The organism is Nocardioides salsibiostraticola (assembly GCF_054783655.1).
Genome location: NZ_BAAGQD010000026.1, coordinates 283,374 through 307,440, shown reverse-complemented (window position 1 = coordinate 307,440; position 24,067 = coordinate 283,374). Strand labels below are relative to the sequence as shown.

21 protein-coding genes are annotated in these 24,067 nt (G+C 68.1%); 10 read left to right on the top strand and 11 right to left on the bottom strand.

What is annotated here, in order from left to right:
• Nucleotides 1–4: 4 nt before the first annotated feature.
• The gene (locus ACYVLV_RS15985; RefSeq protein ID WP_460811400.1) at nt 5–958 is read right to left on the bottom strand and encodes a mycothiol transferase; all 954 of its coding nucleotides are present in this window, start codon (nt 956–958) and stop codon (nt 5–7) included.
• A 92-nt stretch (nt 959–1,050) separates the two neighbouring features.
• On the opposite strand from ACYVLV_RS15985, the gene ACYVLV_RS15980 reads away from it, so the two are divergent.
• The gene (locus ACYVLV_RS15980; RefSeq protein WP_460811399.1) at nt 1,051–2,016 is read left to right on the top strand and encodes a helix-turn-helix transcriptional regulator; all 966 of its coding nucleotides are present in this window, start codon (nt 1,051–1,053) and stop codon (nt 2,014–2,016) included.
• A 39-nt stretch (nt 2,017–2,055) separates the two neighbouring features.
• On the opposite strand, the gene ACYVLV_RS15975 is transcribed toward ACYVLV_RS15980, so the two are convergent.
• On the bottom strand, nt 2,056–3,741 hold the full coding sequence (locus ACYVLV_RS15975; RefSeq protein ID WP_460811398.1) for a BCCT family transporter: 1,686 nt from the start codon (nt 3,739–3,741) through the stop codon (nt 2,056–2,058).
• Nucleotides 3,742–3,808: 67 nt separating this feature from the next.
• Here ACYVLV_RS15975 and ACYVLV_RS15970 point away from each other — a divergent pair, with 67 nt between their 5' ends.
• Entirely contained in the window at nt 3,809–4,384 is a 576-nt protein-coding gene (locus ACYVLV_RS15970) for an SACE_7040 family transcriptional regulator (RefSeq protein WP_460811397.1), read from the top strand.
• A gap of 136 nt (nt 4,385–4,520) precedes the next feature.
• On the top strand, nt 4,521–6,254 hold the full coding sequence (locus ACYVLV_RS15965) for a sensor histidine kinase (protein WP_460811396.1): 1,734 nt from the start codon (nt 4,521–4,523) through the stop codon (nt 6,252–6,254).
• A gap of 128 nt (nt 6,255–6,382) precedes the next feature.
• On the opposite strand, the gene ACYVLV_RS15960 is transcribed toward ACYVLV_RS15965, so the two are convergent.
• Both ACYVLV_RS15960 and ACYVLV_RS15955 read right to left on the bottom strand, forming a co-directional pair.
• A complete protein-coding gene (locus tag ACYVLV_RS15960) occupies nt 6,383–8,041 on the bottom strand; it encodes an alkaline phosphatase D family protein (protein WP_460811395.1) in 1,659 nt (552 codons plus the stop codon).
• A 51-nt stretch (nt 8,042–8,092) separates the two neighbouring features.
• A complete protein-coding gene (locus ACYVLV_RS15955) occupies nt 8,093–8,854 on the bottom strand; it encodes a TetR/AcrR family transcriptional regulator (RefSeq protein ID WP_460811394.1) in 762 nt (253 codons plus the stop codon).
• 152 nt (nt 8,855–9,006) lie between these two features.
• Between ACYVLV_RS15955 and ACYVLV_RS15950 the strand changes: the two genes are divergently transcribed.
• A complete protein-coding gene (locus ACYVLV_RS15950) occupies nt 9,007–11,226 on the top strand; it encodes an MMPL family transporter (protein WP_460811393.1) in 2,220 nt (739 codons plus the stop codon).
• Between the two features lie 45 nt (nt 11,227–11,271).
• Here ACYVLV_RS15950 and ACYVLV_RS15945 read toward each other — a convergent pair whose 3' ends face one another.
• The gene (locus ACYVLV_RS15945) at nt 11,272–13,071 is read right to left on the bottom strand and encodes a tetratricopeptide repeat protein (protein WP_460811392.1); all 1,800 of its coding nucleotides are present in this window, start codon (nt 13,069–13,071) and stop codon (nt 11,272–11,274) included.
• Between the two features lie 144 nt (nt 13,072–13,215).
• Nucleotides 13,216–13,455 carry a DUF4242 domain-containing protein gene (locus ACYVLV_RS15940; protein WP_460811391.1) on the bottom strand — a complete coding sequence of 80 codons (240 nt, stop codon included), beginning with the start codon at nt 13,453–13,455 and terminating at the stop codon, nt 13,216–13,218.
• A gap of 135 nt (nt 13,456–13,590) precedes the next feature.
• On the opposite strand from ACYVLV_RS15940, the gene ACYVLV_RS15935 reads away from it, so the two are divergent.
• On the top strand, nt 13,591–14,109 hold the full coding sequence (locus tag ACYVLV_RS15935) for a hypothetical protein (RefSeq protein ID WP_460811390.1): 519 nt from the start codon (nt 13,591–13,593) through the stop codon (nt 14,107–14,109).
• 15 nt (nt 14,110–14,124) lie between these two features.
• Here the strand turns inward: ACYVLV_RS15935 and ACYVLV_RS15930 are convergent, their stop codons facing one another.
• From ACYVLV_RS15930 to ACYVLV_RS15920, 3 genes are all read right to left on the bottom strand, one after another.
• Entirely contained in the window at nt 14,125–14,823 is a 699-nt protein-coding gene (locus ACYVLV_RS15930) for a DUF5995 family protein (RefSeq protein ID WP_460811389.1), read from the bottom strand.
• A gap of 123 nt (nt 14,824–14,946) precedes the next feature.
• Nucleotides 14,947–15,636, bottom strand: a complete 690-nt coding sequence (locus ACYVLV_RS15925) for an SWIM zinc finger family protein (RefSeq protein ID WP_460811388.1) — start codon at nt 15,634–15,636, stop codon at nt 14,947–14,949.
• On the bottom strand, nt 15,633–18,407 hold the full coding sequence (locus tag ACYVLV_RS15920) for a DEAD/DEAH box helicase (RefSeq protein WP_460811387.1): 2,775 nt from the start codon (nt 18,405–18,407) through the stop codon (nt 15,633–15,635). The genes ACYVLV_RS15925 and ACYVLV_RS15920 overlap by 4 nt, the downstream gene beginning before the upstream one ends.
• A gap of 226 nt (nt 18,408–18,633) precedes the next feature.
• Between ACYVLV_RS15920 and ACYVLV_RS15915 the strand changes: the two genes are divergently transcribed.
• The 5 genes from ACYVLV_RS15915 to ACYVLV_RS15895 all read left to right on the top strand — a co-directional run bounded on the left by ACYVLV_RS15915 (nt 18,634) and on the right by ACYVLV_RS15895 (nt 23,051).
• Nucleotides 18,634–18,948, top strand: a complete 315-nt coding sequence (locus ACYVLV_RS15915) for a hypothetical protein (RefSeq protein ID WP_460811386.1) — start codon at nt 18,634–18,636, stop codon at nt 18,946–18,948.
• 79 nt (nt 18,949–19,027) lie between these two features.
• Nucleotides 19,028–19,903: an ABC transporter ATP-binding protein gene (locus tag ACYVLV_RS15910; RefSeq protein WP_460811385.1), complete on the top strand. Its 876-nt coding sequence runs from the start codon at nt 19,028–19,030 to the stop codon at nt 19,901–19,903.
• Complete coding sequence (locus ACYVLV_RS15905) at nt 19,900–21,060, top strand: ABC transporter permease (RefSeq protein WP_460811384.1); 1,161 nt, start codon at nt 19,900–19,902, stop codon at nt 21,058–21,060. The genes ACYVLV_RS15910 and ACYVLV_RS15905 overlap by 4 nt, the downstream gene beginning before the upstream one ends.
• Before the next feature lie 35 nt (nt 21,061–21,095).
• Nucleotides 21,096–22,439, top strand: coding sequence for an MFS transporter (locus tag ACYVLV_RS15900; protein WP_460811383.1), 1,344 nt, complete (start codon nt 21,096–21,098; stop codon nt 22,437–22,439).
• A gap of 30 nt (nt 22,440–22,469) precedes the next feature.
• A complete protein-coding gene (locus ACYVLV_RS15895; protein ID WP_460811382.1) occupies nt 22,470–23,051 on the top strand; it encodes an isochorismatase family protein in 582 nt (193 codons plus the stop codon).
• A 39-nt stretch (nt 23,052–23,090) separates the two neighbouring features.
• Here ACYVLV_RS15895 and ACYVLV_RS15890 read toward each other — a convergent pair whose 3' ends face one another.
• Together ACYVLV_RS15890 and ACYVLV_RS15885 are read right to left on the bottom strand one after the other, a co-directional pair.
• Complete coding sequence (locus tag ACYVLV_RS15890) at nt 23,091–23,273, bottom strand: hypothetical protein (RefSeq protein ID WP_460811381.1); 183 nt, start codon at nt 23,271–23,273, stop codon at nt 23,091–23,093.
• A 231-nt stretch (nt 23,274–23,504) separates the two neighbouring features.
• Nucleotides 23,505–24,044, bottom strand: a complete 540-nt coding sequence (locus ACYVLV_RS15885) for a DinB family protein (RefSeq protein ID WP_460811380.1) — start codon at nt 24,042–24,044, stop codon at nt 23,505–23,507.
• Nucleotides 24,045–24,067 lie beyond the last annotated feature (23 nt).

Below are 24,067 nucleotides of genomic sequence, written 5' to 3'. Positions count from 1 at the left end.
GTGGTCACACGGGGCGCTGCATGACGCCGAGGACGTTGCCGAACGGGTCGATCACGCTCGCTCCGAGGTAGCCCTCGCCGAAGTCGCGGGGAGGCCACTGGCTCGTGGCGCCCATACCCAGCAGCCGCTCGTACGCCGCCCCCGTGTCCTCGACCTGCCAATAGGTGATCACCGACCCGGTGCCGTCGGCGCGGTGCTCGGGGGCGAAGGCGGCGTCCAGCAGACCGAGCTCGCGGTCGTGGGGGCCGACCCGCCACTCGACGTACGGACCCTGGTCGAAGTAGGGCTCGGCGCCGAGCAGGTCGGCGTACCAGGCGCGGGCCGCGGTGGGGTCGGACGCGAAGTAGACGACCGTGCTGACCCCGGTGGTGAAGGCCGGCTCCGAGGGGGTCCAGGGCTGCAGGAAGCCGAGGTCGCCCATGCCCTCGTTGGCGGCGATGAGGGGATACATCGTGGCGCCGTCGAGGGTCTCGCGGATGATGTCGCCGTGCCCGGCGTGACGGGCCAGCTCCTGGAGCAGGTGGCCCCAGACCCAGCGCACCGACCAGTGGTCGAAGTCCTTCGGGAACCACGGCGCGTCCGGCACCGGGACCGGGGTCTCGAGGTCCGCCGACGCGACGGCGGCGAGCAGGCGATGGCAAACGTCGTCGTACTCCTTCAGCGCGGTGGCCAGGGAGTCACCGGCGACGAACCCGCGCTCGAACTCGGCGATGCGTGCCTCGATCTCGCCGGCCGGGGTGTGGTCGGGGGCGTGCAACACCCCGTCGGTCCAGTTGGCGGCGACAACGGTGACGTGGCGGATCAGGCTGCCGATGCTGAAGGCGCTGGCACTGGGTGCCAGCGCCGCTTGGGCATCGGTGAGCCCAAAGGCCAGGGCACGGAAGGCGTCGAGTTGCATGGACAGATAGGCGGACAGGTTCTCGCGCTCGGTGGCGGCAGGTGGGGCCAGGAAGGGCATCGCATTCTCCTCATCAGGGGTTCGGTGGTCACCACCCACTCTGGACCCGAACTAGGACAGATCCTGTCCGCTGGGTGTGGCAGATTGTCTGCATGACCGAATCAACGGGTCCCACCGAACGAATCCTGGCGCTCCTCGCCCTGCTCCAGCAGCGACAGACCTGGAGCGGGAGCGAGCTTGCCGATCGCCTCGGTACGACGACCCGCACGATCCGGCGCGACGTCGACCGGCTGCGCGAGCTGGGCTACCCGGTCAACGCCACCCAGGGGGTCGCTGGTGGCTACCGGCTCGGAGCGGGCCGAGCCCTGCCGCCGCTCCTGCTCGACGACGCTGAGGCCGTCGCCGTCGCGGTGTCCCTCCGGCTGGCCGCCGGCGGCACCGTCGCGGGCGCGAGCGAGGCGGCGCTGCGGGCCCTGACCAAACTCGACCAGGTCCTGCCCGCCCCGTTGCGCAAGCGCGTCCACGGCATCCACGACTCGATCTCGATGCTGCCCGGCGGGCCGTCGGCCGGGGAGACCGTCGATGCCGACGCCCTGGTCGAGATCGCCGGCGCCTGCCGGGACCAGGTCCGCCTGGAGTTCGCGTACGCCGACCGCTCGGGTGCCGACACCCAGCGGCGGGTCGAGCCCTACGGTCTGGTGGCGACCGGACGGCGGTGGTACCTGATGGCCTTCGACCTGGACCGCGAGGACTGGCGCACCTTCCGGCTCGACCGGTTGCGCGGCGTACGGGTGAACACGTGGCGGTTCACCCCGCGCGAGCACGAGGACCCGGTGACCTATGTGCATCGGTCGGTAACCTCGGCGCCGTACCCCCACCAGATCCTGGTGCGCTTCCACGCCTCGGCCGACGCGGTCAGGGCGAACTATCCCGTCGCCGCGGTCAGCGTGGAGGCCGAGACCGAGGAGACCTGTCTGCTGCGCACCGGCGGTGACGACCTGGCGATGGTGGCGGTCTACCTCGGCCTGGCCGGGCAGGACTTCGACGTCCTGGAGCCACCCGAGCTCGTCGAGCACTGCGCGGCCATCGGTCGGAGATACCAACGAGCGGCACGCTGAATCATCAGCGTGCCGCTCGTGGGTCTGGATCAGCGAGGGTCAGTCCTCGTCAGCCTTGGCCTCGGCCTTGGCTTCCGCCTTCTCCTCGGCCTTCTCCTCGGCCTCCGCCTCAGCGGAGGCGCGGGGGCCGGCGCTGCGCTGGTTGTAGGCGCGCATGCCTGCCAACGGTGGCGGCTCGATGATCCCGTGCGTCTCGATCTTCTCCTCGCGCAACGCCTTCATCAGGCCGACGGCCATGAGGATCAGCACGATGCAGAACGGAAGACCGGCCGCGATCGAGGCGGCCTGCAGCGCACTGACCGCATCAGACCCGGAGGCGGCACTGGCGATGAGGAGTACGGCGGCCACCGCACCCTCCGTGACGGCCCAGAACAGTCGCTGCTGCCACTTCGGGTTCGGGTCACCACCGTTGGTGAGGATGTCGATGACCAGCGACCCGGAGTCCGAGGAGGTCGCGAAGAACAGCACGACCACGACGATCACGAGCACCGAGGCGATGGTGGCGACGAAGCCGGCGACCGGCAACTGGTCGAAGAGCACGAACAAGCTGCTCTCGGGGACGTTCCCGGCCTCGTTCAGGGCGTTGTCCGGGTCGTCGAGCAGGATCTGCAGGGCGGAGTCACCGAAGACGGTCATCCACACCATCGAGGCACCGACCGGGGCCAGCAGAGCACCGGCGATGAAGGACCGGATGGTGCGCCCGTAGGAGATCCGGGCCAGGAACATGCCGACGAAGGGGGCCCAGGAGATCCACCAACCCCAGTAGAAGAGGGTCCAACCGTTCTGCCAGGTCTGCGCCTGCTCACCACCGTTGGGGAAGGTCTGCAGTCCGAGGTTGGGCAGGGTCTGGACGTAGGTGCCGACGTTGGCGGCCAGGACGTTGATCAGGTCGCCGGTGGGCCCGAAGACGAACACAAAGACCAACAGCGCGAAGGCCAGCCACAGGTTGGCCAGCGAGAGGTTCCGGATGCCCTTGTCGATCCCGAGCATCACCGACACGACCGCCACCGAGGTGATGGCCGCGATGATCAGGACCTGCGTGGTGGTGCTGTTGGGGATGCCGAAGAGTTCGTTGAGTCCGGCGCCCACCTGCCGGCCACCGATACCGAGCGAGGTGGCCAGACCGAACAGGGTGCCGAAGACGGCCAGGATGTCGACGATCGCGCCCTGCCAACCGTAGATCTTGTCGCCCAGTAGGGAGTAGAACGCCGAGGCGGGACGCAGCGGCAGACCGCGGCGGAAGGAGAAGTAGCCCAGCGCGACCGCCAGAACGATGTAGATCGCCCAGGGGTGCAGGCCCCAGTGGTAGAAGGTGTAATTCATCGCATTGGACGCGGCCTCGGGCGTTCCGCCGACCCCAGTTGGGGGGTTCATGAAGTGGTAGACCGGCTCGCTCACGGCGTAGAACACCAGCCCGATCCCCATGCCCGCGGTGAAGAGCATCGCGAACCAGGAGAGGTTGGAGTACTCCGGCTCGGAGTCGTTGGGCCCCAACTTGATGGAGCCGTAGCGGCTCGCCATCAGGTAGATCACGAAGATCACGAAGGCCGAGGCACCGAAGATGTAGAGCCACTCGAAGTTCGAGGTGATGAAGTTCAGAACTTTCTCGGCGACACGCCCCATGTTTCCCGGAGCGACCACGCCCCACGTGAGGAAGGCGACGACGCTGACGACTGCTCCGATGAAGACAGGTGGATTGGTGTGCTCTTCCAAATAGCGTCGCATGTATCTACACCTATCAAACCTGACAGTGGCGCGTCCAGAAGACGTTAACGACCGCTAACCTGTTCTGGTGCCCAGCAGTCCCCCGCTCGCTCCGACGAACCGCCGTGACCAGATCCTGGCCACGGCGGCCGAATTGTTCGCGGCCAGAGGCTTTCACGGGGTCTCGGTGGCCGACCTCGGCGCCGCCTGCGGCATCTCCGGACCCGCGCTCTACAAGCACTTCGCCTCCAAGGACGCCGTCCTGGCTGAGATGCTTGTCTCCATCAGCGAGCGCCTCCTGGCCGTCGGTCGCGAGCGCGTCGCCGCCGCGGAGAGTCCGGCTGGCGCCCTGCGGGGTCTGATCGACTGGCACGTCGACTTCGCTTTGAATCAACGCGCACTGATCGTCGTACAGGACCGTGACTGGCAGTCCCTGCCCCCCGCCGCTCGCGAGCAGGTCCGCGAACTCCAACGCGTGTACGTCGACCTCTGGGCCCAGCAGCTCCAGCGCCTCGACCCCTCGTTCAGTCCCGACCAGGCTCGGGCTCGGGCGCACGCGACGTTCGGGCTGATCAACTCCACCCCACACAGTGGGCTGCTGCCCGACCCCTCGATGCATGGGTTGCTGGCTGAGATGGCTGAGCGGGCGTTGGGGTTGAGTTAGACCGGCCTGAGCATCCCCAGAGCAGCGTGAATGGTCGTACAGTCCAAGTGATTCAGATGTGCTCTCGTTCGGTGTCGAGCTGGGGCCGCGGCAATAGCGGCTGAGGAAACTCGTCACACAACTTGTGAGGATCGCTATGCACGGCATGGGGGCCGACCAGACCACCGCGTTTTCGCAGGGCGGCGACGTCGAGTCGCGCGTGGAGAAACGCAGTAGGTACGCGACGATCGCCCTGGTGGGGGTTCTGTTCCTGGTGAGCGCCTTCGCCGTCTGGTCCTCGCAGAACACCAGCGCGGCGGCCAGCCGGGCGGCGGTGGGCGTCGGGCTCTACGACGACTATGCGGCGGCAGCCACCGCCGTGGGCGCGGAGGAGTCCCTGGAGCGGAAGTACCGCCTGGAGCCCGGGGCTGACGTGGAGGCCCTCTTCGATCAGGCCGTGGCGGACTTCTTGGACGCCCTCGCCCGGGTACGACGAGACGGGAACGACGACGACCGAGCCTTCGTCGAGGACATCCTGACCAAGCACGAGAGTTACCTGCTGGCCATCGACCGGTTGTTTCGGGCGACCGACAGAGGCGACACCGCCGACGCGTTGAAGATCGACAACGAGCAGGTGGACCCGGCCTTCGGAGTCATCGAGACCGCCGTACTCCGCGCGGCGGACCGCAAACACCAACAATCGCTGAGCCAGCTCGCTGCTTTGCAGAAGCTGGAGGGCACGACGCGCAACCTCACCCCGGTGGTCTTCATCCTCGGGCTGTTCCTCGCGGCAGCGCTCGCAGCGGTGACCCGCGGACATCGACGGTTGCTGCAGCGGCTATCGGATCACCACGAGGGGATCCTGGACTCGGTCGGCGAGGGCGTGATCGGCGTCGACGCCTCGGGACGGGTGACCTTCGCCAACCCCGCGGCCAGCAAGATGCTCGGTGCCGAGGGTGACGGCCTCCTCAGCGCCGACAGTTGCGACATCACGTGCACTGATACCCACGACTCGGGACACCGATGCGTGCTCGACCTCGTCCACGAAGCTGGCAGCACGGTGACGAGACCCAATGCACAGTTCGCGCGGGTCGATGGCAGCTCGTTTCCGGTCGAGGTCACAGCCGCACCGCAGCAGGGTCCGGGCTCCGCGTCGGGCGTGGTCCTGGTCTTTCGCGACACCACCGAGCGCTTGGCGATGGCGCGCATGCAGAGCGGGTTCATCTCGGCGGTGAGCCACGAGTTGCGTACGCCGCTCACCTCGATCCGTGGAGCCCTCGAGTTGCTCAACGACGGGGACACCGGCGAGCTGCCGCCCCCCGCTAGCAAGATGGTGGGCACCGCGTTGCGCGGCAGCGAGCGCCTGACCCGGCTGGTCAGCGACATCATCGACATCGAGCGCATCCAGCTCGGCTCGTTCCCCCTGCACCTCGACGACCTCGACGTCCGACCCCTGATAAACATGGCGGTCGCGGACCTCGAGATCCTGGCCGCTAAGTCGAGCGTCGAACTCGTGGTCACCCGGACCACCGGCCGGGCCCGATGCGACGCGGATCGCATCGTGCAGACCCTCGTGAATCTGATCGGCAACGCGGTCAAGTTCTCCCCGCCCGGAACGACCGTGGAGATCTGCGCGGAGACGCGAGGCGAGTTCGTCCAGTTCGCGGTTGCTGACAAAGGCTGTGGGATCCCCGAGAGCCATCTCGATTCGATCTTCGAGCGCTTCCACCAGGTCGATGACTCCAGCGTCGGAGAGCGCGCCGGGACGGGGCTCGGCCTCGCCATCACCAGGTCGATCGTCGAGCAGCACGGTGGCCGGATCTGGGTCGACAGCCTGCCCGACCGGGGTTCGACGTTCCGGTTCACCATTCCGTGCAGTGGGGAGAACTGACTCTGCCCGACCCGGTTCAGGACATGTGCAAAACAAGTGCTCCGCGGCCCCAGAAGTTGACATCGGCGTGGTTCAGGACTGGCTCGCCGGCTACGGCCTCTAGGCCGCACAGCAGGCCCGCTTCTCGCCTAGCCGACCTGGCTGGAGCCCCGCCGCACCCGCGCCGTGTGCGCCCGGCGTACGGCGGTGCTCCGCGACTGCGCGTCGTCGGCGAGCCACCAATCGGCCCTGACCCGCCGGGCATTGATGTCGACGATCAGGTAGCCGCAGCGTGAGTTCTCGCTGAACTTGACCCACGGGTTGAAGACGCGCTCGTTGCTTCCGACGACCGCGTTGAAGGCCGCGTTGGCGCCGGGGAGGAACTGCGCCGCGATGGTGGCGATACTCGGCGAGCTGATCCCCGGTGTGATCAACTCGACGGCGACCGACTCGCCCGTGACGCCGTACATGCCCGGGTCGTGCGGGATCTCGCACGCATAGCTCTGGTGCACGTCTCCGGTGAGGATGACAACGTCCTTGATCTTGCTAATGGTGGAGACCAAGCGTCGGCGCTCGGCCGGGTAGCCGTTCCAGTCATCGACGTAGTACGCCGCAGGCTCGTGCGCGAGGGCCGGCGAGATCGGCTCGAGCACGGCCGTGACGGCAGCCGGGTAGGCCGGGCCGAGCACTGTCGGGAAGAACGGCACCTGGTTGCCAATGACCTTCCAGGTCGCCTTGCTCCGCTCCAGCCCCTTACTCAGCCAGTCCGCTTGGCGCTCGCCGAGCATCGTCCGGTCAGGATCGTTGCGCGTCGGGTCGACGGAGCCGGCGCTGAACGCCGCGCTGTCCGGCTGCTGGTCGCGGAACCGTCGCTCGTCGAGCATCCAGAGCTCGACGTGTCGCCCGTACCGAATGCGCCGGTGGATGCGGAACCGGGACTGGCCGGCGACCCGGCGTACCGGCAGCCATTCCAGCCACGCGCGGCGCCCACCTCGGGACCGGGACTTCCACGAGTGCTCGCCGGGGTCGTGGTTCTCGGCGCCACGTTTCCAGGTGTCGTTCGCAATCTCATGGTCATCCCAGACGGCGATCACCGGATGGCGGGCGTGCATGGCCTGCAGGTCGGGATCGAGTCGGTAGCAGCCGTGTCGGACCCGGTAGTCGGTGATGGTGGTGCACTCGCGGGGCGGGTCGGCGTGCCGCGGCGCTACCGGGCTGGGCAGTCCCTCGCCCAGCGGCCCGTCGGGGCCGTACTCGTAGAGATAGTCGCCCAGGTGGAGCACAGCGTCGACGTTCTGGTTGGCCAGGTGGCGATAGGCGCCGAAGAAGCCCCAGTCGTAGTTCGCACACGACACCACACCGAGCCGCACGGCGGTGTCTGCGTTGACGGCGGGCGCCGTACGAGTGCGTCCGATCGGCGAGCGCGCACCCCGGGCACGGAAGCGGTACCAGTACGTCGTGGCCGGCCGCAGCCCGGTGACGTCTACGTGCACGGTGTGGTCGTGGCGGGAGGTGGCGCGCGACCTACCGCGGGCAACGACATTCCGGAAGACCTTGTCGGTGGCGATCTCCCATCGCACATCGACCGCAGGCCCCCGCCCGGAGCCGGGCTGGGCCTGAGCGTTCGGCGTGACCCTCGTCCAGATCACGACCGCCTGAGGCAGCGGGTCACCGGAGGCGACCCCGTGCACAAACGGTGCCTTGGCGGCGTACGCCGTGTCCCAGCCGACCAAACCGGCTGCCGCGCCAGTGGCTGCAGCGCCGGCGGCGCGGATCAGGAGGTTGCGGCGATCGATCGAAGGACTCATGTGTCCTCAACGAGCAGGACTGCTCCCGAGTTATGTGGTCGCGGTCGCTCCTCAGCGCGCCAACCGGGCGCGGATGATGCGCTCCAGGCGTGGCATCTCCTCGACAAGGCCAACGGTCGGCGCGAAGCGTCGGACCACGTCGATGAACATCTCGCCGGACTCGATCACGCGCGGATCCATGTGACCCATCACCTCCAGGGCCACGACGCCGTACAGCTGGGTCCAGGCCTGCATGAAGACCCACACCAACCCGCGCTCCTCGCGACTGAGGTGCTCGACCTTGGCGGGGATCAACGGCTCCTCGAGCGCCTCGCGAACCGCCGCGGGGAGGTCGTCGATGTCGGGGATCGCGAAACCGCGTTGGGTCCAGACGTCGTGGATCAGGTCGGTGAGCAGGTGGCCCGAGCTGGCCAACGTGATCAGTTCGCGGCGCACACACGCCGCCTCCGCCGTCGGGTTGGCGAACACGATCGCGAACTCATTGGGGTTGCCCAGAGCCCACTGTCGGAACTCCGTGGTCGCTGCGACGAGACGGCCGGGCGCGTCATCAGTCGCCATCGCCGCGGCTGCCGCGGCGAACGTCTCCGTAGCGGCCTTGTCGATCTCGAAGGCCACCAGGTCGACCAGCTCCTGATGGTTGGCGACGTACCGGTAGAGCGCCGGCGCTGTCATCCCCATGTTGGCCGCAACCGCGCGCAAGGACAGCTCGGGTGACTCTGCGAGGAGCTCGCGGGAGGCCGCGACGATGTCGACGTAGGTCGACTCACGCTGGCGCTCGCGGCGGGTGAGCGTGGGATCGATCAGGTGCGGCACGGGGATCCTTCATCGATCGGGTGGGTGGTCGCGGGGCTGGGATGTGACGCAACGCCAGTTGACGTCGGGAGTTTACACCGTTTACGGTTAACACCGTTCACCCATCTGAACACCCATCACTCATTCTCTCGGATGGACCGCAGGAGCCCCCCATGATCGAACGTTGGGCCAACGTTGTCGCCCACAGGGCGCGTCGGGTACTGATCATCGGCATCCTCGTCACGATCGGCGCCGCCACCTACGGTTTCGGGGTTTTCGGCTCCCTGAGCCAGGGCGGCTTCGACGATCCCGACACCGAGTCGGCGCGCGAGTTGCGCCTCGAGCAGGAGACGTTCGGCAACCAGAGCGTGGACGTGGCGGCGATCTTCGCCGCACCGGATGGGAGCAAACTCCGCGCTTCAGATCCCGCGTTCGAAGGCGCCGTACGCGACGTCGTCAGTCAGCTACCGGTCGACGCGGTGACCTCGGTGGTGGTCCCCTTCGACCTCCCGCCCGAGGCTGCCTCGCCTCTGATCAGCCGTGACGGGACCGCCGTTCAGGTGCTGGTGTCGTTGGCCGGGGACTCCCAGGACGACTTCCTCGTCAACTACGACGAGATCTCGCCGGTCCTCGAATCCGTCGGGGGCGGTCTGAGCGTCGAACTGGCCGGCAGTTACGCGGTCTACAACGACGTCAACGACATCACCTCCAAGGACCTGAAACGGGCCGAGCTGATCAGCCTGCCGATCGTGCTCCTGCTGGCCCTGCTGATCTTCGGCAGCCTGGTGGCCGCCTCCATGCCTGCGGTCGTGGGGGTCCTGGCGCTGATCGGCTCTCTGGCGGTCCTTCGCCTCCTCACCGTTTTCGTCGAGGTGTCGGTCTTCTCGGTCAACGTCGTCTCGCTCATCGGTATCGGCCTGGCGATCGACTACGCCCTGTTCATCATCAGCCGTTTCCGTGAAGAGCTGGCGCTGCTCCCGGACACTGCGGACGCACCTCAGGTGGCGATCCGCCGCACGCTCTCCACGGCGGGGCGCACCGTGCTCTTCTCGGGCCTGACCGTCGCTGCGGCGATGAGCAGCCTGCTGATCTTCCCGCAAAACTTCCTACGTTCCATGGGGTACGGCGGTATGGCGGCTGTCCTCATCGCGATGCTGGCCGCCCTCACGATGCTCCCAGCGGCGCTGGTGCTGCTGGGTCGACGGGTGGACGCTGGACGGCTGCCGTGGCGTCGCGGCAAAGAGGTTCGCTCCGATGCCGGTGAGGCTCGCTGGGGCCGCCTCGCGCACGCCGTGATGCGTCGTCCGCTGCTGGTGATGGTGGCAACGATCGTGGTGCTGGTCGCTGTAGCGTCCCCGTTCCTCGGAGCGAAGTGGGGCAGCGTCGACTACCGGGTCCTCCCCTCCGAGGCTCCGGCCCACCAAGCCTTCGAGACTCTCAACTCCGACTTCGGCGACGAGCAGTCGACGGCCAGCCTCCTGCTGTCCGGCACGGCCAGCGGCGATGTGGAGCGCTACCGCGCCGACGTACTCGCTCTCGATGGCGTCGTGGACGTGGCCGACATCGCGGCCCGAGGGACCACCGAGGGTCCCGTGACCCTGCTGCGCGCCACCTGGGTCGGCAACAGCCAGAGCGAGTTCTCCCAGGACTTGGTGGAGTCGATCCGCGACGTCACCCCGGCCTCGGGTGAGGTGCTCGTCGGCGGGATCAGCGCCGACACCGTCGACCTGATCGATTCGGTCGCGTCCCACCTGCCCTGGATGGCGCTCATCGTCGTGGTGATCATGATGGTGCTGCTCTTCATGGCGTTCGGCTCAGTCATCCTGCCGATCAAGGCAATCGTGATGAATCTCTTCTCGATCGGCGCCGCGTTCGGGGTCATCACCTGGATCTTCAGCGACGGCCATCTCTCGGGGTTGCTGGGATTCGAGTCGCAAGGCTTCCTCGACGCCACCAACCCGATCCTGATGCTTGCCGTGCTCTTCGGGCTCTCGATGGACTACGAGGTCTTCCTGCTCTCCCGGGTCCGCGAGCAGTGGGACCGCACCGGCGACAACACGATCGCCGTCGCGACCGGAGTCCAGAAGACGGGGCGGATCATCACCAGCGCGGCGCTGCTTCTCGGCGTGGTGATTGGCGCCTTCGGCACCAGCGGCATCATCTTCATGAAGATGCTCGGCATCGGGATGCTTGTCGCACTGCTGATCGACGCCACCATCGTGCGGGCGCTGCTGGTGCCGGCCACGATGAAGTTGCTCGGGCGCTGGAACTGGTGGGCTCCGGCACCGATGGCTCGCTGGTGGGACCAGCACGGCTTCCGCGAGGGGCCCGAGGCGGGTCACGTGGAGGACTCGGCGGCGACGCCGGAGGGTGCACTAGCGGGTAGCCGATAGTTCCCCGCCATCGCCGTCCCCGAGATCGCCTGAGTTCTGCGGCACTCAAAGCAGCGCTACTAGTTCCGCGTTGTCGATCTCGGCCGCAAGGAGCGCGGCTGCCGACCGATCACCAACGCCTCCCAGTGCTGCCGAATGCAACATCGAGCGCACGGTCATCTCCCTCATGCCGGTGCGTGAGGCGAGTTCGCGCATCGTGTCGATCCGGAGCCGTGTCTCCGGATGTTCGTGCTTGAGACCAAGCACGCACAGCGCATCGAGGATGTGTACGTCGAGCCAGACGTAGGGGTCGGCGTACCTGTTGCAGCGGACCCGGGCATCGCGGAGGGTGGAGAACGCTCGATCGGTGTCCCCGGTCGCTTCGGCCACCAGGGCCAACCCCCGAGCGGTCATCCCCTCCCAGCACGGGTCGCCGAGCTGGCACGCCCGGGCGAAGGCCTGCTCGAGCGTCGCCGTTGCGGCCTCCACGTCGCCGCGCGCGAGTTGGAGCTCCCCTTGGAGGGCCTGGGGCCACGGCAGGAACGAGAGCCAGTGCTGCCGCTCAGCCAGATCCACGGCGCCGGCGAGGTGCTCGGCGGCTTCGTCCAGGCGACCGCAGGTCAGGTCTACACGGCCCCTCATCGAGAGTGCGAAGGCCTCGTGGTGCGGATCAGAGGCTTCACGGGAAAGCACGACCGCCTCGTCCAGCAGGAAGATCGCCTCCGGGTAGTTGCCACAGTCGCTTCGCACTGAGCCCAGGTAGGTCGCGGCCTTCGCCCTGACCGCCGTCGACGTCGCGGCCATGCCTAGGACGCCGGTGAGCCAGAACTCGGCTCGGTCGTAGCGGCCGCGTAGGAAATCCACGTAGCCCAGTTCGGCCTGGGCCTGCGCCGCGGTCACCTCATCCCCGTCCTCGAGAGCCAGGCGAGCTGCCTCGTGCAGGTGGGCCAATCCCTCCTCGTCCAACCCCCCGAGGGAATGGATGAGGGCCGAGGCGAGCAACAGTCGCGATTGCACGCGAAGCCGCTGTGCGCCACTTGCATCCGCAAGACGTACGGCGCTGTGGAGCGAGGCGATCCCCGTCTCGCTGGCGCCGGCAGCGATCGCTGCGGAACCGGCCTCGATGACGGCCTCGATAGAACTGCCGGTGGCGGCATCCTCGCGTACGGCGGGGCGTTCACGCATCGCCGCCGCAACGGCGGCACCTGGGCTGACCCCGAGCTCGGAGTCGAGTAGACCGGCGAATGCGGCGTACTGCTGTTCGGCGGCTTCGTCGTCACCGACCAATCGGTAGAGCCGGATGAGCAGAGCCTGATGGTTCTCGTCGAGTGGGGACATCGCCGCCGCGCGTACGGCGAACCCGCGGGCCCGTTCAAGCGCCCCTTCAGCCATCAGGCCGACTGCCGCCTCGTGCAGGATCGCTTCGGACGTCGCCGCGAGCCGTCGACGTTCGGAGAGCAACCACGATTCGAACGCCGCAGCGCCCCGCACCGTCAGACCATCGAGCAGATCGTCCCCCAGTCCGGGCATCTCGGCGGCTTGGACCCAGGAGCCTTGGGTAAGCGTGACGACGTCGACCTCGACGTCCTCGGAAAGTTGCAGTACCACCGGGTCGCCGTCGATGGTCCCGCCGTCACCGAGGCAGCGTCGGATCTCGGCCAGGCTCCAACGCAGCGCCCGCAGTGGGTCATCGGCATCGGCGAACAACAATTCCGCCAAGTGGCTCCTGGTCGGGGACCCCTCACCGAGCAGCAGGAGCGCCAACAGCGCCCAACTCTTGCGGCTGCGCAGACGGTAGGAGTCCGAGCCGGGCCTCTCGATGCTCGGTCGACCCAGGAGACGAACCGCGAGGCCGGGGGCGCTCATGTGTCTGCGCCGGTCCCGTGGCTTGGCGCCAGCCCCGGCGCCGCCGGGTCTTTGGTGAAGGCGTCCACTTGGTGGCTCATCCAGTCACCATGCCACAGAATCAGCGCCGTAACCCGTGCCGATCTAGGCGTACGCCCGACGCGCTCAGGAGTGCTCGCTGACGCTGTAGATCTCGTCGGCGACCAGGCCGTGGGCCTCTCGGTGGACGGTGTTCGCCGCCTCCGCGTTCGGCGCCTCGACGAGGCAGAAAATCTTGCCCGCTTCCTCGTCCACCCAGTAGCGCAGGTAGTTCACCCCGTGCGCCGCCTGCGTCTTCAGGTCGGCTTGGTGGGCGCCCGCGACGTCCTTCGCAGAGACGCCGCCCTCGATGTTGTGTGTGTCCATGAAAAGTGCCATGACATTTCCCGTCTCTTCGCGGCTGGCGCTTGTTCGCCGGCCGGTCATCTCAGGGGACCGTGGGGGCGTTTGATCCGCCGTTTGATTCGTGCTCGCTCCTCAGGGACGTTCTACCCTGGTGGCATGTCTGACGCGTGGGAACTCTCCGATGCCGAGATCGACTCAATGCTGGAGGAGTTGGAGGCGGTTGATGCCGCTGCCGCCGCGTATCTCATCGAGCGAGTGCCGAGGCTCAACGACGACCTCACTGAGCACGACGGCCAGTGGGTGGCGGAACTCGCGCAGACCATGTCCCCATCCGAGCTTCCCGAGGACGACGACATCGAGGCGGTCTCGGCGACGCTGGCGCTCCAACACGTCGACTGGCTCGGACTCGCCCTCGGGGTCGTACGACGCGGACCAGGTGGTGACCTCGATCCTCAAGTCGTGCAGGACGACATCGAACAGCTCGACGAAATCGACGGAGAGATCGAGGACCCCGAGGGCCACCTCGCGGTGCTCGAGATGGCTCTACTCCACCTGACGCCACTCTGGCAGGACCTCGGCGTGCTCGACGCCAACCAACGGCTGACTGAACGAGGTATCTGGGGGTTACCCCGAGCCCTGCACCGCATCTGGAGCAATACGGACGAGCAAGGCTGAGCCAACCGGATCGAACTAGAGCAAGATCCCCCGGTTGGCCAACTCCACCGTCCGCCCCAGCCCGGCCCGGAAGATCTTGTCGAGCCGGGGGTTGTCGGCCAGGTTCCACAACATCTCGGCGCTCTCCCAGGCCGCCACCCGTGCCAGGTGGAGGCCGAACATCTCCAGGGCGTCGTCGACGCGACCGCCCAGTTGGTCGAGCCGGGCGAGGTTGCCGGTCATGAACCAGCCTCGGATGGTTTCGGCGGCCTCGGCGAGAATCTCGTTGGTCCCGATGTAGTCGGTGTACTCCGGGGTGTCCTCCTGCGGGATGACCAGCAGTTCCCGGCAGGTGGTGACCACCGCGAGGGGGAGGTCGTGGGAGATGTGGGCGTTCATCCCCGCGAAGGCGAACTGGATGGGCATCGTGTCGGGCTTGATCCGGGCCTTGAACAGCGGCGCCCAGGCCCGGGGGATCTCGGTGTCCTCCAGGGAGGCGGCGTACGCCTCGAAGTAGAGGTTGGCGAAGTGCACGTCCAGGCGTCCCAGGAACTCACCAGCCAGGAACAGGCGGGTGTCGACCGCTTCGTCGACCAGCTTGGTCACCTGGTGGTACATCCGGTTGAAGGTGGCGATGCCGTCTTCGGCGGGCAGCGCCCGGTCGATCGCGTCCATGCGCTCGAGAACGTCGTCGATCGTCTCCGCGCCGGCCCATTCAGCCGCAGTCAGGGTCATGGGCACTCCCTACGGGCTCGTGGCGGATCGACAGGCAACAGTAAACGCCCCGAGCACGCCTGACTTCGAAACTACTCGCGGGCTTCGGGAGCGTCAACGAACGACCAACCAAGGGCCGGCCCCTCAGAACAGGTGCTCGACCCCGGCGTCCGGGTCGTCCATCGTGTCCAGGATGCGTTGGGCGCGCATGGCTGCGTCGATGGCGACCTCGACGGTGGGGTCCTCGTCGGTGACCTCGGCGGCGTCGACGGTTCGGCTGTGCAGCCGGGCCAGCAGGTCATGGCGCGATAGCCCGCGCAGGTGCAGGAGTACGAACGGATCGGTCTCGACCAGCCACGTCACTTGATAGAGAAGGGCCAGCGCATGGGCGCACGGATCGACCCAGCCGTCACAGGTGCAGGTGGCCCCCCACTCACCACCGAAGGGCAGCAACTCGACCCCGGACTCCTCGGCGTGCTCGACCAGGAGGTGCGGGAGGTCCCCCGCCATCAGGCTGGCGATCCGGCCCGACTCGGCGGCCACCACCTCGACCAGCGCCTCGCTCGACGCGTCGTCCAGCACCGGGAGCGTCACCTCGACGGTGCGCCACTCCCCCTTGTCGAGGACCGCGGCCACCAGGTGTCCCGACGCCACGGTGATCTGGCCGAGGTTCCCCGACCGGGACAGGACGCGCGCGCGCTTCAGATCGCGGACGTCGTACGCCGCCTCCTCGGCTCCGCGCACCCAGGCCTTGCCCCACCACGTGGTTGCCCGGGCCGCTCCCCGCCGGGCCGCATGCCCGGGGTGGACGATCGCCCCGTCCAGTCCGCTCACCCCTCCCGCCGCAGGGTGACCAGGTCGCGCAGCTCCTCGTTGCTCAACTCGGTCAACGCCGCCTCACCGCGACCAAGGACCGCGTCGGCCAACGCCCGTTTGCGGGTGAGGAGTTCGGCGATCTTCTCCTCGACGGTGCCGCGGGTGATCAGGCGGTGCACCTGGACCGGCCTGGTCTGGCCGATCCGGTAGGCCCGGTCGGTGGCCTGCTCCTCCACCGCTGGGTTCCACCAGCGGTCCAGGTGGATGACGTGGTCGGCGCGGGTGAGGTTCAACCCCGTGCCGCCGGCCTTCAGCGACAGCAGGAAGACCGGGCTCTCTCCTGCCTGGAAACGGGCCACCATCTTCTCCCGCTCCCGCACCGGCACACTCCCGTGCAGGAACTGGTGGGGCAGCCCGGCCGCGCTCAGATGCTGCTCGAGGAGCCGCCCCATGGCGACGTACTGGGTGAAGATCAACGCGGCGCCATCCTCGACCAGGATCGTCCCCAGCAACTCGTCGAGCAGGTCCAACTTCTCCGAACGTCCGCTGAGGCGGACGGCGCCGGATTGCTTGAGGAAGTGCGCAGGGTGGTTGCAGATCTGCTTCAGCCCCGTCAACAGAGCGAGGACCAACCCTCGTCGAGCCTCCGGTTCGGCGCGTTCGATCCGGTCGAGGGTGTCGCGCACGAACGCCTCGTAGAGGACGACCTGCTCCCGGGTCAGTTGCAGGGAGTGGTCGGTCTCGGTCTTCTCCGGCAGCTCCGGTGCGATGCCGGGGTCGGACTTGCGGCGGCGCAGGAGGAACGGCCCGATGAGGTCGGCGAACTGCCGGGCCTTGGTCGGCTCCAGACCGGACTCGATCGGGGCGGCCCACACCTTGCGGAACGCGTTGCGGCTGCCCAGGAGCCCGGGGGTGCACCAGTCCAGGACGGCCCACAGCTCGGTCAGGTTGTTCTCGACCGGGGTGCCGGTCAGCGCAACCCGCCCCCGGCTGGGGATCTTGCGCAAGAAACGAGCCGTCGAGGATGCCGGGTTCTTGATGTGTTGGGCCTCGTCGGCGACGACCAGATCCCAGTCGACCGCGGCCAGGGTCTCGTGGTCGACACGCATCGTGCCATAGGTGGTGAGCACGAAACCGGCGGCCGTCTCGTCAGCCAGGCCCGACAGCGAACGGGAGGTCCCGTGGAACCGGCGGACCGGCGTACCGGGGGCGAAGCGGCGGATCTCGGTCTCCCAGTTGCCCAGCAGGCTGGCCGGGCAGACCACCAGCGTTGGGCCAGTCGCACCGAGCGAGACCCGGTGCAGGTGCAGGGCGATCAGGGTAATCGTCTTGCCGAGGCCCATGTCGTCGGCCAGGCAGGCGCCGAGGCCGAGGCGGGTGAGGTCGGCGAGCCAGGTCAGCCCGTGGCGTTGGTACTCGCGCAGGGTCGCCTCCAGCGCCACCGGCGTCTCGATCGGATCCCGGGTGGGGGCCTCGAGCAGTTGCTCGCGGAGCTTCAACAGGCTGGCCCCGACCACGACGCCGGTCTCGACACCCGACTCCCCGGAGGTCTCCAGTCGTGCCGACCCCGTCAGCGCTGCGGCCACGGCCTGGGCGGGTTTCACGTTGCGGATCAGGCGTTTGCGGGCCTTGCGCGCGACCGCGGGGTCGACCACGGTCCAGTTGCCGCGCAGCTTCAGGATCGGAGTGGCCGCGTTGGCCAACTCGTCCATCTCCTCGGGGGTCAGGTCGTCGCCGTGTACGGCGAGCTGCCAGTTGAACGCGAAGAGCGAGTCCCCGCCCAACAGCGGATCCTGGAGCGGCTCCTCGTGGCTGCTGGTCGCTGCGCCCTTGCGGTCGAGCACGGCCGTGCTCGTCAGGTCGCGTCCCAACGATCGGGGCCACAGCACGTCCACTCCGCGGTCCCGCAGCGCCGCGACGCCGGTGTCGAGCAGGCTCGAGATCTCCTCGGCGTCGAGGGTGATCTCATCGGGGACCGGGCTCTCCAGGAGGCGGTCCAGCACCGGCCACGCCTCAGCCGCTCCCCGCAGAGCGATGGTCGCGTGGGTCCGGGCGCGGGATCCGAAGCCGTGACCCGAGCCCGCCCGGGAGTCCCCGGCGGACTCGGTCCACAGCAGGGCACCGTCGCAGACGTGCAGCGGATCGGCCTCGTCGTGGACCTGGAGGACGACCCGGATCGCGCCGGCGATGAGTTCCTCCTCGTCGGCCTCGATCCGCAGCGAGATCCGCACGAGTTGGGGGAGGTCGGCGTCCTTGGGAGCGGGGTTCGCCAACCGGGCCAGTCGGGACTGGAGTCGGTCGGAGAAGCCTGGCTCCTGAGCACTCCGTCGCGTGGGGGCGCCGGTCGAACGCGACGCCGGGCTCAGCGTCGAGGTGTCCGGACTCGTGCGCGGCATCGCGTCGGCCACGGCGTCCAGCATCTGCCGGACGATCACCTCGGCATCCTCGGCCGCGACATCGCCGTACGCCCGGCCCGCGGCGAGCAGGCTGACCCGCTCGGTGTCGGAGGCGTCCAGGGGGCTGACCCGCCACGAGGAGGTGCGCGCGGTGCTGCGGTTGGGTTCGATCTTCCCGGCGGCCACGAACTTCATCGCCAGCAGCACCGACCCGGCGAGCAGGCCCACGCTCGGGTGGAGGTCGTCGCGGGCGTGGGACTTGGTCAGGATCGGGAGGGCGGCCCGGATCGGCAACGCGACCGTACGCCGGTCGTCACTGAACTCCACGACGCTCTCGCGAGGCGGATCGGCCGGCCGCAGGAGGGCCGGACCGGTGACGGGGACAAAACTCAAGGGCGGGCACCTGCTCCGGTTCGGGGTGGACGGTGAACCTAACGCCCGGCGCCGACACCGAGTTCCGGCCGCGCCCCGGCACCGACGCTACCGCGGACGGGGGCGACGGGACGATGTCATGGGGTGCCGCGGGTGCCTACGTCCCGCATACTGAGCAGGCAGCACCCCTCGGCTTCTCCCCAACCACCTGAGACCCCCCGGGATCCATCACAGAGCGGGCACGCACATGACGTCACTCCGGATTTCCCCAGGTTCTCGGCTTCTCCTGGCGGGGCCAAGCGTCGCGGTCGGTGCGGCTGCCGGCACGCTCGTGCAGTTGGTCTTCTACGCACTGGACGCCGGCAGCGGATACTTCGCTTGGGGGGCCGCGCACATCGGTTTCCTTGCGGTTGCCCTGGCTGGGTACGCGGCGTCCTTCGCCGTGAGCTCGGTGCCCGCCATGCGTCTGAGAAGTCTTGCCCTCGGATTCGTCCTCGGGCTCCCCGTTGCCTTCCTCGTCGTGATGACGAAAGCGATCCTCACCGGCACGTTCGTGTTGTGACCGGGCTAGCGCTCGGCCGACGATCTGCGCTGGGAAAGGGCCTCCTTGACCCCACGATGTCGCCGATTATCGTGACGACATGTTGAGTGCGACAGGACTGACTCGGAAGTTCGGGGACACGGTGGTCGTCGACGACGTGACCTTCGAAGTGCGGCCCGGACGACTGACCGGATTCGTGGGGGCCAACGGCGCCGGGAAGACCACCACGATGCGGATGCTGATGGGGGTGCTCGCGCCCAGTGGTGGCGAGGTGCAGTGGAACGGCGTACCGATCACCACCGACCAGCGCCGCGACTTCGGCTACATGCCCGAGGAGCGTGGCCTCTACCCACGGATGACGCTGGTCGACCAACTCGTCTTCCTCGCCCGGCTGCACGGCCTGGACAAGACGGCGAGCCGGGAGCGTGCCCGGCACCTGCTGGACCACTTCGGACTCGACGACCGCCGCGATGACCTGCTCGATGAACTCAGCCTCGGCAACCAGCAACGCATCCAGATCGCAGCCGCGCTCATCCACCAACCGACAGCGCTGGTCCTCGACGAACCCTTCAGCGGCCTGGACCCCCTGGCCGTCGACTCGATGGTGGACCTGCTGCAGAACGAGGTCGGATCCGACGTCCCGGTGCTCTTCTCCAGCCACCAACTCGAACTCGTCGAGCGGCTTTGCGACGACCTGATCATCCTCAACCGCGGGCGCGTGGTCGTCGCTGGCGCCACCGACGAACTACGGCACACCGGTCCGGTCCGCTACCGCGTGGTCGTCGAGGACCCCTCCGTCCTCGACACCCTTCCGGGGGCCCACGTCGACCGTCGCGACGAGGAAGCGGCGTACCTCACCATCACCAGCGGTGACCCGGCCGACCTGCTCGCCCACCTCGCCGCTCACACCCGCGTCAGCGACTTCCACCGCCACGTCGAGCCGCTCGCCCACGTCTTCCGGGAGGCCACCCGATGAGCACCCAGACCAGCGCCTGGCGGATCGTCGCCGAACGCGAGATCCGCGCGAAGTTCCGCGAGAAGGCCTTCATCTGGGGCTTCGTGGCCCTGGTGCTCGTTTCGTGGGCCGGCCTGGTGGCGCTCGACTACTTCGGGGATCGCGACACGACGTACGACGTGGGCGTCGTCGGGGCACCCCTGGACGTGACGGACGGACTGGAGACGGCCCTCGGCGAGGGCACCCAGGTCACCGGCGTGGAGTACGCCGACCGCGCGGCCGTCGACACCGCCATCACCAACGGCGACATCAACGCAGCACTGGTGCTCGAGGACGGTGCCTGGACGTTGATCGCCGACAACGACGTCGACCCGTCCCTCGAGGCCGCCGTCCGCTCGACGATCGCGGCCGAGGCCGTGGCCCGCAACGCGGCCGCCCAGGACGTCGACCTCGAGGCCCTCAACCAGGGTGCCGCCGTGACGGTCGACCTGCTCGACCCCGACTCCGAGGACGTCGTCCAACGCAAGCTCGTCGCGTTCGGGCTGTCGCTGATCTTCTACCTGGTGGCCATCCTCTTCGGCATGCAGATCGCGCAGAGCGTGGTGACCGAGAAGGAGAGCCGCGTCGTGGAGATCCTGGCCGCCGCGATCCCGACCCGAGCCCTCCTCTGGGGCAAGATCGCTGGCAACACCCTCCTCGCGCTGGGCCAGGTGGTGGTCCTGGTCGGCGGCGGCCTGGCGATCTTCGCGCTCCTGGGCAACGACACCCTGCTCACCGGCGTAGGCCCGGCGATGCTGTGGTTCGTCGCCTTCTTCGCGCTCGGCTTCATCGCCCTGGCCGCGCTCTGGTCCGCGGCCGGCGCCCTTGCCTCGCGGGTGCAGGACATCGCGTCGACCACCATGCCCCTCCAGGCGGTGCTGCTCGGGGGCTACATGCTCAGCGCGTTCGCCGAGGGCACGGTGCTCGAGATCGCCTCGCAGGTGCCGGTGCTCTCCGCGATCGTGATGCCCGGTCGACTCGCGTACGACGACGTCCAACTCTGGGCGATCCTGCTCTCCCTGGCCCTCAACGTGGTCGCGGCCGTGCTGCTCGTCCGTCTCGGGGCCCGCATCTACGACCGGAACCTGATGCAGACCGGCCGCAAGATCGGATTCAAGGAAGCCCTGCGCCGCCCCTAGATCGGCTCACGGTGGCCTCGGCATAGGTTTCTGGGGTGCGAAACGGTGAGAAGGTCTACTCCGCTCTGGTGAATCGCGACCCCGAGATCGAGCGAGAGTTACCGGACAAGGTGCGGGCCGACGTACCCCGCAACGGCCTGCGTCTGGTTGGTGCTCACGCCCTGCAGTCCTCGGGCGACCAGGCCATCAACGCCTCGACCGTGCTGCCGTGGCTCTTCAGCGCCCTGGGAGTGCCGCCTGCGCTCGCGGGGGTGCTCGTGCCGATCCGGGAGTCGGGCTCCATGCTTCCTCAGGCGTTCCTGACCCCGCTGGTCGTGCGGGTACGCCACCGCAAGTGGGTCTTCGTCACCGGCGCGCTGGTCCAGGCGAGCGCGGTGGCGGGCATGGCGTTGACCGCCGCCGTGGGAAGCGGGCTGACGGCCGGCCTGGTGATCGTGGCCGCCCTGACCCTGTTCTCGCTGGGCCGCTGCCTGACGTCGATCTCGTCGAAGGACGTGCAGGGCCGGACGGTGCCGAAGGGCCAGCGCGGGCAGATCAACGGGTTGGCGACGATCGCGGCCGGGACGGTCGCGCTCACGCTCGGACTCGGGATCCGGCTGTTCGGCGGGGCGGACCTGCGACCCGGTCAGATCGCCTGGCTGCTGGCCGGCGGAGCCGTGTGCTGGGTCGGGGTGGCCGCGGTGTACGCCGGCATCCGCGAGCCGGTCGACCCCGAGGCACCGTCGGAGCCGGTCGACGACGGTCAGTCCAACGCGGACGACAACGGGAACTGGCTCACCGAGAGTTGGGGGCTCCTGCGCGAGGACCGCGACTTCCGGCTGTTCGTGTCCGTGCGCTCACTCCTTCTCGTCTCTGCACTCAGCCCACCCTTCGTGGTGACTCTGGCGGTGAGCTCGGGCACGGAGGGGTTGGCCGGCCTCGGCAGCTTCATCATCGCCTCGGGTGTGGCGGCGCTTATCGGTGGCGGGATCTTCGGTCGGTGGGCCGACCGGTCGAGCGGGAACCTGATGAGTGTCGGGGCCGCAGCGGCCTCTGCGGTGATCGTGGCTCTCGTGGTGGCGGTGACCATGCCCGGGTTCTCCCAGGAATCGGTATGGGCCGACCTGGTCTTCGTGGCGGCGTACTTCCTCCTCACGCTGCTGCACACCGGGGTCCGGGTGGGACGCAAGACCTACATCGTCGACATGGCTGAAGGGGACCGCCGCACGAAGTACGTCGCGGTCTCCAATTCGGCCATGGGCGTCATACTCCTGCTGGTCGGAGCCATCAGCTCGTTGTTGGCGATCGCCGCCGTGGAGTTGGCGTTGCTGTTCCTCGCGGCCATGGGGCTGGTCGGGGTGTTCGCGGCCCGCAAACTGCCCAACGTCTCCCACCAGTAGCCGTCGCTTTCCTGAGGCAGACTGGCGGGCGTGGACGTACCTCTGGCTGACCTCCCGGACCTCGACCGGTTCGCGCTGCTCGTCATCGACGTACAGCGCGGCTTCGACGAACCCGACTACTGGGGTCCCCGCAACAACCCCGAGTGCGAGGACAACATCGAAGCACTCCTCGCCGTATGGCGCGATCGCCGCCGGCCGGTGGTGTTCGTGCGACACGACTCGTCCGGGGCGACCTCGCCGTTGCGTCCGGGACAACCGGGCAACGACTTCAAGGCGATCGTGAGCGGGCACCCGGACCTGCTGGTGTCCAAGGGCGTCAACTCCAGTTTCCACGGGGAGCCGGACCTGGACGCATGGCTGCGCGATCGTCAGCTCGACGGCTTCGTCGTCTGCGGGATCACCACCAACCACTGCTGCGAGACGACCGCCCGAGTGGGAGGCAACCTGGGCCACCAGGTGCTCTTCGCCCTCGATGCCACGCACACGCACGACCGGGTCGCACCCGACGGGAGCGTGGTCACCGCGGCTGAACTCAGCCGGGTCACCGCGACCAATCTGCACGGTGAGTTCGCCACCGTCGTCAGCACGTCGCAGTTGCTGACGAGTGTGTAGCTGCCCGGCGAGGACCGCGATTGGTTCTTTCCGCTGGTCCTAGGAATCCTTCTTGCCGCGGATGAGGAACCGCAACGTCATCAGACCGATACCGACGATCAGGACGAAGTGGGAGAACAACTCGAACTGGGATTCGGAGAGCAGCGCGAAGGCGGTACACAGCGCCGCGAACAACACCAGCGCGAGTGCCGCCAGTCTCCACCCGTTGAGTGACTCGATCACCAGATCCCCGCCCTTCCCGACATAGGGATAGTCCTACACGAGCCTAGGTGAGGGCCCCGGGCGCCGCCATCGTTTCGTCACCTGGGGGCCTGGGAGCACCGCCGCACCTGCCGCCACTCCCGTTCTTGACAAGACCGCGTGATCAGGGGAGATAAATCCGCACATGCTGCGGATTTGTCTCCCCTGATCAAGCATCGCGCCGAGCTCTGGCGGGCGCAATGCAACCGTTGCCTACTGGCCCGTCCGCCCATCGATGCACTCCCGCAGCAGATCGGCGTGACCGACGTGGCGGGCGTACTCCTCCACGAGGTGGACCACGATGTCGCGCACCTCCACCTGCTGACCGTGGACGTCGAGGACGTTGTCGAGATCCAGGTCGGCGTAGACGGCACGGGAGTGGTCGACCTCTTCGCGCCACGTGTCCCAGGCCTCGGCGATGACCCCGCTATCGGCCACGGCCTGGTTGAAGTCCAGGTCGGGGTCGGCCTCCGTTCGGTACAGCCGCGGCAACTCGCTGTGACCTTCGAAGACCCGGCGCGTCCAGGAGTGCTCGACCCGAGCGAGATGGCGAACGAGCCCGAGAAGCGACATCGTCGACGGTGGGACGGACCGAGTGGCCAACTGCTCGTCGCTGAGCCCCTCGCACTTGAGCTCGAAGGTCATTCGGTACCGGTCGAGGTACTCAGCCAGGACCGCCTTCTCACCCTTACCGGGCACCAGCGTCGCCCGCGGGTCGCTACCTGGCTCGGCCCACATGCCGTTGAAGTTCATGGGGTCAATCAAGCACAGCACTT

What these genes read in the sequence shown, in the direction of transcription:
- ACYVLV_RS15910 (WP_460811385.1), top strand. Translation starts at nt 19,028, where the DNA reads ATGTTGAGTGCGACAGGACTGACTCGGAAGTTCGGGGACACGGTGGTC.
- ACYVLV_RS15940 (WP_460811391.1), bottom strand. Translation starts at nt 13,455, where the DNA reads ATGGACACACACAACATCGAGGGCGGCGTCTCTGCGAAGGACGTCGCG.
- ACYVLV_RS15985 (WP_460811400.1), bottom strand. Translation starts at nt 958, where the DNA reads ATGCCCTTCCTGGCCCCACCTGCCGCCACCGAGCGCGAGAACCTGTCC.
- ACYVLV_RS15885 (WP_460811380.1), bottom strand. Translation starts at nt 24,044, where the DNA reads ATGAACTTCAACGGCATGTGGGCCGAGCCAGGTAGCGACCCGCGGGCG.
- ACYVLV_RS15905 (WP_460811384.1), top strand. Translation starts at nt 19,900, where the DNA reads ATGAGCACCCAGACCAGCGCCTGGCGGATCGTCGCCGAACGCGAGATC.
- ACYVLV_RS15935 (WP_460811390.1), top strand. Translation starts at nt 13,591, where the DNA reads ATGTCTGACGCGTGGGAACTCTCCGATGCCGAGATCGACTCAATGCTG.
- ACYVLV_RS15980 (WP_460811399.1), top strand. Translation starts at nt 1,051, where the DNA reads ATGACCGAATCAACGGGTCCCACCGAACGAATCCTGGCGCTCCTCGCC.
- ACYVLV_RS15975 (WP_460811398.1), bottom strand. Translation starts at nt 3,741, where the DNA reads ATGCGACGCTATTTGGAAGAGCACACCAATCCACCTGTCTTCATCGGA.
- ACYVLV_RS15945 (WP_460811392.1), bottom strand. Translation starts at nt 13,071, where the DNA reads ATGAGCGCCCCCGGCCTCGCGGTTCGTCTCCTGGGTCGACCGAGCATC.
- ACYVLV_RS15915 (WP_460811386.1), top strand. Translation starts at nt 18,634, where the DNA reads ATGACGTCACTCCGGATTTCCCCAGGTTCTCGGCTTCTCCTGGCGGGG.
- ACYVLV_RS15960 (WP_460811395.1), bottom strand. Translation starts at nt 8,041, where the DNA reads ATGAGTCCTTCGATCGATCGCCGCAACCTCCTGATCCGCGCCGCCGGC.
- ACYVLV_RS15965 (WP_460811396.1), top strand. Translation starts at nt 4,521, where the DNA reads ATGCACGGCATGGGGGCCGACCAGACCACCGCGTTTTCGCAGGGCGGC.
- ACYVLV_RS15950 (WP_460811393.1), top strand. Translation starts at nt 9,007, where the DNA reads ATGATCGAACGTTGGGCCAACGTTGTCGCCCACAGGGCGCGTCGGGTA.
- ACYVLV_RS15930 (WP_460811389.1), bottom strand. Translation starts at nt 14,823, where the DNA reads ATGACCCTGACTGCGGCTGAATGGGCCGGCGCGGAGACGATCGACGAC.